The organism is Streptomyces sp. NPDC051555, from assembly GCF_044454405.1.
Lineage (GTDB): Bacteria > Actinomycetota > Actinomycetes > Streptomycetales > Streptomycetaceae > Streptomyces.
Map to the genome: position 1 here is coordinate 188,385 of NZ_JBITDP010000011.1, position 11,910 is coordinate 200,294.

Below are 11,910 nucleotides of genomic sequence, written 5' to 3' on the forward strand. Positions count from 1 at the left end.
GAGGAGGTACCGCGTCAGGACAGTACGGGCGGCGCGTCCGTTTCGGCCAGTTGGACCGTGCACAGCCCGCCGCGCTCGCTCTTCACGTCCGTCACCTCGAGCTGCGTGCCCGGCGCGAGGATGTACTCCTCCTCCCCGGTGAAGGCGGAGAAGTTCCTGATGCCGACCGCCCGGGTGGACGTCACCTCGAAGAGCGTCCGCTTGCCGCGGCTGCCCAGGAAGGACCGGGCCACCTTCAGCTCGGAGGTGCAGGAGGAGACCCCCCACCAGGTCACCGTCCTGCCCACCGGGTACTGCGCCCGCAGGTCCAACGACACGCCGCGCCACAGCGGTTGCGCGTGGCCCGGCAGCCCCGACACCGCCGAGAACAACAGGCGCAGGTACGGCAGGTAGGGGGTGACCCGGGCGCGGTCCGGCGAACGCAGTACGGCATTGATCTCGCGGTAGAAGGCGGACTGGCAGGTGTAGAGGTAGAGCGCGGCGATCGCGTCGGCGGACAGGCTGCCGGACGTCTCGTCGGCCCGCCGCTTGCCGAAGTCGCGCGAACGGTCGACGTGTCCGGTGAGCCCGGACAGTACGTCGCAGACCGGGGCGACGGCGCCCTGGAAGTCCATCAGCGGAGTGTCGAACACGCCGGTGATCGCGGGGAGGACCAGGCCCTCGTCCTTGACGCTGGTGAGTCGCTCCAGGTAGAGCTGGTGGAGGTTCATGGTCGACTCGATGAAGGCGCCCATGTGCTGCGCCACGCCCCCGCCCGGCCCGCTCGCGCCGCCTGCTCCCGCGTCCCACCCCTTGCTGGGCAGCCAGTCGATCGGTTCGGAGCCCAGGGACACGAGGGCCTCGTTGACCATGGCGAAGTGGTCGCCCTCGCAGAAGAGGTCGCCCTGCGCCGCCGGGTTCGCGTGGTCGATGTGCCGGACCTCGACGTCCGGGTACTTCGCCTGGAGCCGCAGCACGACCTTCTTCAGGTTCCGGGCGTGCGCCCCCCACCAGGCGAAGACGACCCCGCGGTCCTCCTCGGCGGCGTCCTGCTTGGCCCTGAGTATCTCCTCGATGATCCGCTCGGCGACGGGCCGCCAGAAGGCCGTGTGCCGGTCGGCGCCCATCGCCCCGTCGCCGCTGGCGGTGAGCGCGGCGTTCAGCAGCAACACGCCCTGCGTGAGCATCGCCTGGAACCACTCCGGCGGCTGGACCGCGTCCCGCTCCTTCAACAGCGTGCGCACCTCCGCGATGGGCGTCTTCTTGACGATGCCGTACTTCCACATCGCCGCGGCCTTGATGATGCAGCGGATGCTGACGACCCGGCCGAACTGGCTGTCCTTCCAGTCGTTGAAGGTGTTGTCGAACATGGCGATGCCCGTCGCGCTCTCCGCACGCGGGTACGGATTCTGCCCGAAGGCGACGACCTTCCACTTGTGCGGCGGGTTCGGCTTGAGCGCCTGGAAGGTCAGCTCGCGGACCGGGACGACCTCGGGGCTGCGCCCCTTCCCGATGAACCGCGCCGCATCGGGCTGCGCCTCGATGACGGGCCTCAGGAGCGGGAGCCAGGGCTCACCACCGCCGGCGAACAACTCGGAAAGGGCCAGGGCGTCGTTCGGGTCGTTCGCGTCGGTCACGGGGGAGGGGCCTTCGGTCGCGGGAGTGGGAGCGGGAGTGGGAGCGGTCGTGGTTGCGGTCGCGGTGGGGGAGTCGCAGGGGGCGGGCTCGGGCACCACGATGCGCACCCGCTCCTCGACGGGGGCGTTCTCGATTCCGTTCAACTGCGCGACGAGCGTGGCGCGCAGCTCGTCGTCGTCCTCGAAGCAGTGGTCGTGGAAGAGCGTGTACCCGGTCCACATCAGGTTGGCGCACACCCGGGCCGGCACCCGCCCGGTCTGCGCGCCCAGCCCGACCAGCGCCACGGAACGGATGCTGCCCGGTTCCTTCCGGTTCTGCCGGTGGACGGCCTGGAAGGCGGCCGCGCAGGCCATGGCCACGTTGAGCGTGGCACTCACGTTCTGCGAGGACCCCACCATGGTCGGTGTCGATATCACGTAGCGGGGCACGGCAGCCCCCGACGGGACGCAGACCGCACTGCCCACCGGCAGCGTCCCGGCGAAGCGGTCGCGGATCGCCCGCTGCACGCGCACCTGGATGCCCGATCCCAGGTACCGCTTGATGACGGCGTCGACCCCACCGTCCATCCGGCCCCGGGAGTTCGTCGGGGTGACCCAGGCGTCGACGTCCTCGTCGAGGATCGAGCCGCGGCGGATCTCGACGCCCGGGGTGTCCGCGAACGCCGCCCGCCACGCCTCCACCACGCGCTCGTTGACGTCTGCCAGCACCACTTCGAGCGTGGGCTGCGCACTGCTCTCGGTCATCGTCCACTCCTGACGGGAAATCGGCCCTGCCAACCCCCTGAACGTATCCCTGACCACTGACAACGCCCTTCCGGCCAGCACCGATGACGGGCGATCCGGCCCGAACTCACCGTCACCGCAGCCGTGTTGGAGGTGCGCGACGCCCCTGTGCAAGGCCGCGGGGGCCGCGTACCCTCGGCTGCGCGCCGGCCGCCCAGGTCGCGCGGGCCGGCAGACCTGGCAGGCCGGGCCCGATACACACGACCACGGGGGCGGACCATGAGACGGACCGGGTACGCATGGGTGGTCACGGCGTTCGCCGTGCTCGGGTCGCTCGGCCTGCTCCTGGGGGGTGCCTGGAGCGGGGCCCCGGCCTACGCCGCCACCGGGCACGGCGCCGAGCGCGCCGCCCCCTCCCGGCCCGCCTACCGCGTCGACCTGCGCGCCGACGCCACCGGCACCCGGTGGACCGGTCGCGAAACGGTGACCTTCGGCAACCGGTCCACCGAGCCGCTGCGCGAGATCCACGTCCGCCTCTGGGGCAACGGCACCGACGGCTGCGGCACGCCCCAGGCACCCTCCCCGGTCCGGATCGGCCGGGTGACCGGCGGGGCCCCGGGCGACCCGTCGGTGGCGTGCAGCGCGGTACGGATCGCGCTGGCCGCGCCGCTGGCGCCCGGAGGGCGGGCCACCGTCGGCTTCGACGTCTCGATCACCGCCCCCGACCGGCTCCACCGCTTCGGGCGCGACGGCGACCACCGCTACCTCGGCAACGCCCTGCCGGTGCTGGCGGTACGGGACGCGGCCGGCTGGCACCTGGACCCGCCCGTCGACCGGGGCGAGAGCTACTACACCGTGGCCTCGGACTTCGAGGTCACCCTCGACCACCCGACCGCGCTGGGGGTCCCGGCGACGGGAGCCACCACGGACCGTCCGGCCGGGCCCGGCCGCACCCTCACCACCAGCGTCGCGCGCCAGGTGCGGGACTTCGCGTGGGCGGCCGGCCCGTTCCGCAGCGGCGTGGCGACCTCGCCGGGTGGCGTCACGGTCCGCTCGTACTGGACGGCGGGCACCCCGGACGCCTGGGTGGCGACCGCCCGCGCCGAAGCGGTCCGCGCCGTCGACGAGCTCGGGCGGCGGTTCGGCCGCTACCCCTACGGCGAGGTCGACGCGGTCATCAGCGACCGGTTCGCGCCGATCGGCAGCATGGAGTTCCCGGGGCTGGTCCTGGTGGCCCTGGACGAGGCCGGCAGCGGTGTGGTCCACGAGCTGGCCCACCAATGGTGGTACGGGATCGTCGGAAACGACGAGTACGCGTCCCCCTGGCTGGACGAGGCGTTCGCGACCTACTCGGACGGCCTGCTGAGCGGTGACCACGGCGAAGACTGCGCGGAGGGCGTCGGTTGGCAGGACGACACCCAGGCGGTCACCAATTCGATGGGCTACTGGGCTGCCCACGGCCCCGGTTGGACCCGGTACGTCTACTACAACGGCGCGTGCGTGCTGCACGACCTGGAGAGGGTGTTGGGCGGCCCGGTGATGGCCGCGATGCTGAGGGGCTACGTACGCGACCACTGGTACGGGGTCTCCACGACGGCGGAGTTCCAGCGCGCGGCGCAGGCGGTGACCCCCGCCGACCTCACGTCGTTCTGGCGCGAACACCGCATCCGCACGGGAACGACCACGTGACATGGACGCGGGCCGTTCCGTCATGACGTCGCCCGGGGCCCCGCGCGGGGCCCCGGGCGACGGGGGTCAGCGCCGTTCCGGCAGGTCCATTTCGGCGCGGGCCGGGGTGCGGTCCCGCTCCGGGGACGCCGCCAGGCCGCGCGGGGCGGCGTTGGACTCGGGCGCCGCGGGCTTGCCGCAGAACGCGGCCTCCAGCGTGCCGCCGAGGGCGGTGTTGGCCGCCCCGTCGTTCGAGGTGTTCGCCATCGCGGACAGGCTGCGCTTGCCGTCGCGCGTGGTGAAGGCGTAGGTGTAGAAGCCCTGCACGGTGCCGGTGTGGCCGAACACCTGCGTACCGCAGGACAGGTCGTAACGCCGCAGGCCCAGGCCGTAGAACCGGGTGTTCGTCGCGTCCGTCGGGGTCACGGTCGTCATCAGGTCGAGCATGCGCTTGGGCAGCAGCTTCCCGCTGACGAGGCCGCTCATGAAGGTGTTCAGGTCGGCCGCGTTGGAGATCACCGCGCCGGCGGACTGCGCCCAGGACACCGTCTGTTCGGTGGAGTCGACCAGCGGGTCGCCGGTCTCGTCCGGGTGGAGGTAGCCGTGGGCGTGCTGGCCGCGGATGGCCGTGTCGGGGTGCACGTAGGAGGTGTTGCGCAGCTTCAGCGGCTTGATGATGCGACGGTCGTACTCCTTCGCCACCGGCTTCCCGGTCACCTTCTCGATGATCATGCCGACGACCACGAAGTTGGTGTTGGAGTACTTGTACGCGGCGCCGGGCTCGGTGGTGCGCGGCTCGGCGAGCGAGAGGTCGACCAGCTCCTGGTAGCCGAACACCTTGTTGCGCACGGCCTCGAAGCCGGGAACGGTGTCCGCGAACATCACGTTCGTGTAGTCCGACAAGCCGCTGCGGTGGGTCAGCAGGTGACGCACCGTGATGCGGTCGTCCGGCAGCAGGCCCGGCAGGTAGTGGTTGACCGGGGTGTCCAGCTCGACACGGCCCTCGTCGACCAACTGGAGCAGCACGACGGAGGAGAACGTCTTGGAGACGCTGCCGATCCGGAACCGCGACCGCACGTCCATCGGGGTGTTCCTGGTGGTGTCCTGGATGCCCAGGGTCTTGGTCTTGACCCCGTCCGGACCGGTGTAGCGGGCCAGGGCGCCCGGCGCGCCGGCGTCCAGGGTGTTCTGAAGGGCCCTGGTCAGGCCCTCCATGTCGGGCGTCACCTGCGGGGAATCCGCCGTGGCGGCGGGCAGGTCGGCCGGTGCGGCGTGGGCCGCGGTGGCCGGGACGACACCGGCTACCACGGCGAGCAGGGCAGCGCTCACGGCCAGGCGTCGTTCAAGGGGGAGGCGCACGTATTCCTCGACTCAATGGGTGGGGGCAGGACATGCGGAAGCACGGCCGCCGTGGGGGACAACCCCGGACACGGCGAACATTCATGATGTTACGTAAGATCATCGGGCGTTGGGTACCCACTCCGGGTGGAATCGCTGCGCGGGTCCCGTCACTCTGTGTTTTCGACCGAGGGGTGGAATCCGCGCATCCGGGACCGACTCCGTTTTCGTGTCCTTTGTCGTTTTAAGTCAGCAAGGGCGCAGTTCAAGTCATCGTGGCCGCAGGTGCGGCCGGCCGGGAGGCGGACACCCGATGCTGGGGCTGGGTCGCGCCCCCGCCGGGGTGGGGCCGTCGTGATCGAGACGGTGCGCAGGGGGAAGGGGAAATCCATGGGGGTACGTTCACGGGTGCGCGGGGGTTGCGTCCTGTTGGGGGCCGTGGCGCTGGCGGTCGGTGCGGCTGCCGGTCCGGCGGTGGCTGCCGACCAGTGGCGGCCGAGGCCGGGCACGCTGTACATCTCGGACCTGCCCACGACCGAGTCGTGGCGCGCGAATCCGGTCGTGCGGGGCTGGGGCCAGGGGTACGACCCGTGCCTGGCGGGTTGGCCGGAGGGCAAGCCCGAAGTCAACGTCTGGAACCGGGACTTCACCACGGCGGAGACGGCGTTCGCGCAACAGAAGGTGATCGTCTTCGCCGCCGAGGCCGAGGCCATCGCCTTCGCGGACGCGACCCGGCGGGACTACGCGGACTGCGCGAACCGCCCGCAGCGACCGGGGGTGACCGCGACCGGCTTCGACCACGGGGTGGTGAACGTGGAGGAGGGCGCCACCCTCCAGGGGATGCGCACCTTCGACGCCAACGCCCAGGAGCGGCCCGACTTCAACTACCTGTGGGGCGTGGGTCGCGACGGGGACACGGTCACGCTGGTCCTGTGGTCGAGCTACTGGGGCCAACCGCCCGTGGCCGCATGGAAGAACACCCTGCGGACCGCGGTGAACAAGCTGTACTGAGCGCGGTGGACGAGCGGCTGTACCGGGCCCGGTGACGCCGGGCGGGAGCGTTGCGCTCCCGCCCGGCGTCCGTCGCGTCTACGGTCGTCGCTCCCGCTCCGCGACCAGCGGTGCGAGCCCGTCCAGGATCCGGTCGAGGCCGAAGCGGAACTGGAAGTCCGGCTCTCTCGATCCCGTGAAGGCGTCGGAATCCAGCAGTCGCGTCACGGCGGGGTGGCTCTCGGGGCCGGCGAGCAACCGCAACGTGCGGACGTACTGGGCCAGGGCCTGCTGGGGGGTCACGCCCGACGCGGCGATGGCGTCCGTCATATCGGCCGCCATCGTGGCCTCGTTGCGCACCAGGCCGCCGATCAGGACGACCGTGGAGAGCTTCTCGGCCTCGTTCAATCCCGTTCCGGCCATCGCGTCCAACCCCCGGTCCATCCAGGCCAGTTGGTTCGGGGTCGCCGGTGGGGCCGTGATCGGGATGCGCAGGAGCCAGGAGTTGGCGAGGAGGGCGGCGCGCTGCCCGTACGCCCAGTGCGTCAGTAGCTCGCGCCAGCCCCATCCGGCCGCCTCGGGCGGCAGTGGCGGCGGGGTGCCGGCGCCCGCGTCGGACATGAGGACGTACAGCTCCTCCTTGGCGGCCACGTACCGGTAGAGGGACATCGTCGAGACGCCCAGTTCCTTGGCCACCCGGCCCATCGACACCGCGTCCATGCCCTCGGTGGCGGCGAGCGAGACGGCCGCCCCCACGATGCGGGGCAGCGTGAGCGTGGGGCGTGGCCCCTTGCCGGGGCGCTCGCGCAGCCCCCAGGCCATTTCCAGGCTGGCCGGGAGCCCGGTCCCGCTGTCCTCGTCCGCCATGACCGTCCCTAGTCGATTGCCACCCATCCTAGTTCTGTGTATTACTTACACAGAACAGCGTATGCCATACGCAGAAGGGAGCGTCATTCCTGTGACCACCCACGACGTGACCACGTCCGCCCTCGGGATCCACGCCACCGGCCTCACCAAGTCCTACGGCGCGCTCCGCGTGCTCGACGGCATCGACCTCGCCGTCCCGCGAGGCACCGTCCTCGCGCTCCTCGGTCCCAACGGCGCGGGCAAGACCACGACCGTCCGGATCCTCGCCACCCTCACCGCCGCCGACTCCGGCACCGCCCGGGTCGCCGGGCACGACACCGCCACCGCGCGGTCCCGAGTGCGCGAACGCATCGCCCTCACCGGTCAGTTCGCCGCGGTGGACGAGCTGCTGACGGGCGCCGAGACCCTGCGCATGATGGGACGCCTCGCCGGGCTCGCCCCGCTTGCCGCGCGCATCCGGGCCGAGGAACTCCTGGACCGCTTCGACCTCGCCGACGCGGGCGGCCGCACCGCGAAGACGTACTCGGGCGGCATGCGCCGCCGCCTCGACCTCGCCGCGAGCCTCGTCTCCCGTCCCGAGGTGGTCTTCCTGGACGAGCCGACCACCGGCCTCGATCCGCGCAGTCGCCAAGGAATGTGGGAGCTCGTGCGGGAGCTGCGCGCCCACGGCACCACCGTCCTGCTCACCACCCAATACCTGGAAGAGGCAGACCAGTTGGCCGACCGCGTCGCCGTCCTCTCCGGCGGCCGCATCGCCGCGGAGGGCACCCCGGCCGAGCTGAAGTCCCGCGTCGCCGGACACCGGCTGGACCTCACCCTCGCCACCGCCGCCGCCTACGAGGCACTCGCCCCGCGCGCCGTCCACCACGACCCCGACGCGCTCGTGCTCGGCCTGCCCACCGACGGCACCGCCGCCCACGTCCGGGCGCTGCTCGACGAACTCGACCCCGACCGCACCGACGTCGACCGCTTCGCCCTGCGCGGCGCCACCCTCGACGACGTCTTCCTCGCCCTGACGGGAGCCGACCGATGACCGCCCTGCCCGTGAGCGCCCTGGCCCTGGCCGGACGGAGCCTGCGCATCAGCAGCCGCCGCCCCGACGCGCTGATCACCGCCCTGATGCTGCCCGTCATGTTGATGCTGATCTTCGTCTACTTCTTCGGCGGGGCCATCGACACCGGGACCCGGTACGTGACCTATGTGGTGCCCGGAGCCATGCTGCTCTGCGCGGGCTTCGGAGCGGCCTCCACCGCCGTCGGCGTCGCGGAGGACATGAAGAGCGGGGTCGTCGACCGGTTCCGCTCGCTCGACATCGGCGGCGTCCCCATCCTGGCCGGCCACGTCACCGCATCGGTGCTCCGCAACCTGCTCTCCACCACGTTGGTGCTGGCCGTCGCCCTCGCCATCGGCTTCCGCCCCCAAGCGGGCCCGGCGGGCTTCCTCGCCGCCGCCGCACTCCTCGCGGCCTACGTCACGGCCATCTCCTGGTTGGCCGCTGCCCTCGGCCTGGCCGCCGACTCACCCGAGGCCGCTGGTGGGTTCACCTTCCTGATGATGTTCCTGCCCTATCCCTCCAGCGCTTTCGTGCCCATCGACACGATGCCCGGCTGGCTGCACGGCTTCGCCGAGCACCAGCCACTCACTCCGGTCATCGAATCCCTGCGGGCCCTGCTGCTGGACCAGCCCGCGGGCGGCGCCCCCTGGACGGCCCTGGCCTGGTGCGCGGGCATCCTGGCGGCCGCGGTGGGCCTGACCTCCGCGCTCTTCCGGCGCCGGACGCGGTAGCGGGCGGGCCCGAACCGTCAGCGCGCGTCCGTCGAGGAGCGGTCCAGCTCCGCGCCGATGGCCTCCCGCACCGTGTCGTGCCGGGGGCCGAGGGCGAACCGTCCGTCGCTCCACCGCTCACGCGGGTACAGCCACACCGGCATGCGCACCAGGTCGGCCGGCTCCCACGCGAACCGCGGCCACACGTGCGCGTGCAGGAAGCCGTCGGTGTTGCCGAGGATCTCCAGGTTCACCCGACGGAACTCCGGGTCGAGACCCTTGCACGCGCGCTCGACGGCTTCCCCCAGCCGATCCATGTCGGACAGGAAGGCGAGGCGCCGCGCCTTCGGCAGGTCCGACAGTCGCTGCACCTGCGGGTCGTCCGCGAGCAACACCGAGTATCCGGGCAGGAACTGGACGTCCCCGATCGCCGCGAAACCCGCGTCGAGGCGTCTGAGCACGGTCGGGTTCTCGCCCCGCAGCGCGCTCGCGATCCGTTCCGTGCGCCAGTCGACAGTCATGGGACCGAAGGCTATACGCGTGATCCACTCGGCGGACGGTGATCCACTCGGCGGACGGGTCCTGACCAACTCCCGGGCCCGCCTCCTGGAATCCCCTCGCCGGATCACCCCGCTGGATCGACCTGCGGCTTCCCCTTGAGCTTGGCCCGGACGGCCTCCAGCGCGGCGATGTCCCCGTCGTCGAGGAGGTCGTCGAAGACCTCGGCGAGGGTTTCGCGGCGGGTGGCGTCGGCCTCCGCGAAGGTGCGGCGGCCGGCGGGGGCGCCGATCGTGGACCTGCTGGAGTCGCCGGAGATGCCGTTCCGGGTGCAGACCTCCCCGTGGGCCCGGGACTTCGTCGCCCTCAAGCTCGCCGACACCGACGGCTCGGCGGTCCAGGAACTGACGCGCGGATGGCTGCGCTGACGGCCGGCGCGGGCAACCGCGCACCGGGGCCGCGCGCGGCTGACCGGTGCCCGGCACGGCACTAGGATCTGTCCATCATGATGACCACACCGTCGCCGCTCGCGTCCGCACCGCCCGCCGGGGCGCCGCGGTGGCGTGCGCTGCTGAGCTGGGTGTGCTGCGTCGCGGCGGTCCTGCTCGCCGTGACGGTGTGCCACCAGCCCACTCGCGCAACGCCGTACGAGGCGTCCGCCGCGCCGGCGCCGAGCGGCGTCGCGGTCGGTGTCGTGAGCGGCCTCGTGAGCAGCGTCGTGGGCGGAGCGGACCATGCGCCGAGCGGTGGGGCCGAGGGGTGCGTGCACCACCGGCCCGGCGACGCGTGCCTGACGGTCCTGGACCACCTGCCGCAGAGCGTCCTCCCGCTGCCGGACCCCCTGGTCCTTCCGGCGGCGGGCCACCGGGCGACACCGGTCTCCCCCCGGGCCGGCCCCGTGACCGACACCCCGGCCCACCGCGCACCCGACCTCCACGCCCTGCAGGTCCTGCGGACCTAGGAAGACCGGCGGCGCCGCGCACCCCGCGCGCGCCGCCACCGTTCTTCCTGCCCGCAACCAGCTTGGTGAAGTGAAGGAAACGACCATGGGCCTGCCCAAGAACTCCGCCGCGGCCGCGCGCCGCGCCAAACTCGACGAGGTACGTCGCACCCAGGCGGCGCGCGAGCGCCGCAACCGGATCCTCACCGTCGCCGTCTGCGCGATCGTCTTCGTCGCGCTCGCCGGCGGCACCGGCTACCTCCTCTTCACCATCAAGGGCGAGGGGAGGCGGGCGGCGGCGACGAAGGCCGCTCCCATCGCCGGCGAGAAGTCGTGGGACAAGCTCACGCAGAACCACGTCGCCCAGGCCGTCTCCTACCCCATGGCTCCGGCCGTGGGCGGTGACCACGCCCAGGCGTGGATGAACTGCAACGGCGACGTGTACGAGAAGGAGGTCCGGCAGGAGAACGCCGTGCACGCCCTCGAACACGGCGCCGTGTGGATCACCTACACCGACCGGGCCGCCCCCGACGACGTCAAGGCCCTGGCGGAGCGGGTGAGCAGGACGCCGTACACGCTGATGAGCCCGCACGCGAAGCAGGACTCGCCGATCACGCTGACGGCGTGGGGCAAGCAGCTCGGCGTGGACGACGCGTCCGACCCGCGGGTGAACGCCTTCCTCACCAAGTACGTCCAGGGGGCGCAGACGCCCGAGCCCGGGGCCGCGTGCACGAACGGGCTGTCGGCCTGAGCACCCGCCGGGGCGGGGCGCGGGGACGCCGCGGGATCGAGGGGGGCGCCTCCGGGCGTCCGCAGCCGTACCGGCCCCGTCCCGGCGGTCGCCCCCTCGGGGACGGACAGGGCAACGACACACGCCCTGACAAGAACTTTATGTGTTCACGTGGCTACTCTGTGTGGTCATGGAGGCTGTGGCGGTGGACCGGAGCGGTCGACCGGCCGCGTCGCGGGTCGGCGCGGTCGTCGTACTCGGCCTCGCCCTCGCCCTTGCCGCGCTCCTGCACCTCCTCGTCTGCGCCCACGGTCCCGTCGCGCCGGGAGCCGCCCGCACCGACGTCCTGACCGCCGCCGCGACCGCCCGCGGGCCGGCGCCGCGCGACCTCCCCGCCGCCGACCGGCCCCACAGGCCGCACACGACCCCGGTCGGGGACGGCGCCGCCGGATGCGTCGACGCCGACGAGCCGACGGTCCCGTCGCCCCGCGCCGCCGGGGCTCCGGTGCCGGTGACCCCGGCCCTCCTGGCCACCGGGCAGGCCGCCGGGAGTGCGTACGGCAGAGGCCGCTGCGGGCCACCGGGCACGCGGGGCGGCGTCGGGCATCCCGCGGAAGGCCGGGCGGTGCTGGGGGTGTGGCGGACCTGAGCGGCAGTCGAGCCGCGGGGGGGGGGGGGGGGGGGGGGCCGGGGCGCCGGGGGGCCCCCCCCCCCCCGGGGCGCCCGCCCCCCCCCCCCCCCCCACCCCCCCGGGGCCCCCCCCCGCCCCGCCGCCG

General features: G+C 72.7%; 12 protein-coding genes. 7 read left to right on the forward strand and 5 right to left on the reverse strand.

The genetic code is table 11. The features are described from left to right. Positions 1-14: 14 nt before the first annotated feature. The gene (locus tag ACIBEA_RS23035) at positions 15-2,360 is read right to left on the reverse strand and encodes a macro domain-containing protein (RefSeq protein WP_399263758.1); all 2,346 of its coding nucleotides are present in this window, start codon (positions 2,358-2,360) and stop codon (positions 15-17) included. A gap of 258 nt (positions 2,361-2,618) precedes the next feature. On the opposite strand from ACIBEA_RS23035, the gene ACIBEA_RS23040 reads away from it, so the two are divergent. After that, on the forward strand, positions 2,619-4,028 hold the full coding sequence (locus ACIBEA_RS23040; protein ID WP_399263760.1) for a M1 family metallopeptidase: 1,410 nt from the start codon (positions 2,619-2,621) through the stop codon (positions 4,026-4,028). A gap of 66 nt (positions 4,029-4,094) precedes the next feature. On the opposite strand, the gene ACIBEA_RS23045 is transcribed toward ACIBEA_RS23040, so the two are convergent. Then, positions 4,095-5,366, reverse strand: coding sequence for a serine hydrolase domain-containing protein (locus tag ACIBEA_RS23045; RefSeq protein ID WP_399263762.1), 1,272 nt, complete (start codon positions 5,364-5,366; stop codon positions 4,095-4,097). 369 nt (positions 5,367-5,735) lie between these two features. Between ACIBEA_RS23045 and ACIBEA_RS23050 the strand changes: the two genes are divergently transcribed. Next, positions 5,736-6,356 (forward strand): hypothetical protein, encoded by a 621-nt coding sequence (locus tag ACIBEA_RS23050; RefSeq protein ID WP_399263764.1) that lies wholly within the window; start codon positions 5,736-5,738, stop codon positions 6,354-6,356. Positions 6,357-6,434: 78 nt separating this feature from the next. Here the strand turns inward: ACIBEA_RS23050 and ACIBEA_RS23055 are convergent, their stop codons facing one another. Next, positions 6,435-7,202 (reverse strand): TetR/AcrR family transcriptional regulator, encoded by a 768-nt coding sequence (locus tag ACIBEA_RS23055; protein WP_399263766.1) that lies wholly within the window; start codon positions 7,200-7,202, stop codon positions 6,435-6,437. A 91-nt stretch (positions 7,203-7,293) separates the two neighbouring features. On the opposite strand from ACIBEA_RS23055, the gene ACIBEA_RS23060 reads away from it, so the two are divergent. Next, positions 7,294-8,235: an ATP-binding cassette domain-containing protein gene (locus ACIBEA_RS23060; protein ID WP_399263768.1), complete on the forward strand. Its 942-nt coding sequence runs from the start codon at positions 7,294-7,296 to the stop codon at positions 8,233-8,235. Further along, a complete protein-coding gene (locus tag ACIBEA_RS23065) occupies positions 8,232-8,987 on the forward strand; it encodes an ABC transporter permease (RefSeq protein ID WP_399263770.1) in 756 nt (251 codons plus the stop codon). The genes ACIBEA_RS23060 and ACIBEA_RS23065 overlap by 4 nt, the downstream gene beginning before the upstream one ends. A gap of 17 nt (positions 8,988-9,004) precedes the next feature. Here ACIBEA_RS23065 and ACIBEA_RS23070 read toward each other — a convergent pair whose 3' ends face one another. Beyond that, positions 9,005-9,487, reverse strand: a complete 483-nt coding sequence (locus ACIBEA_RS23070; RefSeq protein ID WP_399263772.1) for an HIT family protein — start codon at positions 9,485-9,487, stop codon at positions 9,005-9,007. A gap of 104 nt (positions 9,488-9,591) precedes the next feature. Further along, a complete protein-coding gene (locus ACIBEA_RS23075; protein ID WP_399263774.1) occupies positions 9,592-9,834 on the reverse strand; it encodes a hypothetical protein in 243 nt (80 codons plus the stop codon). A gap of 135 nt (positions 9,835-9,969) precedes the next feature. Between ACIBEA_RS23075 and ACIBEA_RS23080 the strand changes: the two genes are divergently transcribed. The 3 genes from ACIBEA_RS23080 (at position 9,970) to ACIBEA_RS23090 (ending at position 11,783) form a co-directional block, all read left to right on the forward strand. Then, entirely contained in the window at positions 9,970-10,425 is a 456-nt protein-coding gene (locus ACIBEA_RS23080; RefSeq protein WP_399263776.1) for a hypothetical protein, read from the forward strand. A gap of 85 nt (positions 10,426-10,510) precedes the next feature. Further along, entirely contained in the window at positions 10,511-11,155 is a 645-nt protein-coding gene (locus ACIBEA_RS23085; RefSeq protein WP_399263778.1) for a DUF3105 domain-containing protein, read from the forward strand. 169 nt (positions 11,156-11,324) lie between these two features. Continuing rightward, the gene (locus ACIBEA_RS23090; RefSeq protein WP_399263780.1) at positions 11,325-11,783 is read left to right on the forward strand and encodes a hypothetical protein; all 459 of its coding nucleotides are present in this window, start codon (positions 11,325-11,327) and stop codon (positions 11,781-11,783) included. Positions 11,784-11,910: the final 127 nt, after the last annotated feature.

Excerpts from the sequence above, each read along its gene's own strand:
- ACIBEA_RS23035 (WP_399263758.1), bottom strand. The coding sequence starts at position 2,360 with ATGACCGAGAGCAGTGCGCAGCCCACGCTCGAAGTGGTGCTGGCAGAC.
- ACIBEA_RS23040 (WP_399263760.1), top strand. The coding sequence starts at position 2,619 with ATGAGACGGACCGGGTACGCATGGGTGGTCACGGCGTTCGCCGTGCTC.
- ACIBEA_RS23050 (WP_399263764.1), top strand. The coding sequence starts at position 5,736 with ATGGGGGTACGTTCACGGGTGCGCGGGGGTTGCGTCCTGTTGGGGGCC.
- ACIBEA_RS23055 (WP_399263766.1), bottom strand. The coding sequence starts at position 7,202 with ATGGCGGACGAGGACAGCGGGACCGGGCTCCCGGCCAGCCTGGAAATG.
- ACIBEA_RS23065 (WP_399263770.1), top strand. The coding sequence starts at position 8,232 with ATGACCGCCCTGCCCGTGAGCGCCCTGGCCCTGGCCGGACGGAGCCTG.
- ACIBEA_RS23070 (WP_399263772.1), bottom strand. The coding sequence starts at position 9,487 with ATGACTGTCGACTGGCGCACGGAACGGATCGCGAGCGCGCTGCGGGGC.
- ACIBEA_RS23080 (WP_399263776.1), top strand. The coding sequence starts at position 9,970 with ATGATGACCACACCGTCGCCGCTCGCGTCCGCACCGCCCGCCGGGGCG.
- ACIBEA_RS23085 (WP_399263778.1), top strand. The coding sequence starts at position 10,511 with ATGGGCCTGCCCAAGAACTCCGCCGCGGCCGCGCGCCGCGCCAAACTC.
- ACIBEA_RS23090 (WP_399263780.1), top strand. The coding sequence starts at position 11,325 with ATGGAGGCTGTGGCGGTGGACCGGAGCGGTCGACCGGCCGCGTCGCGG.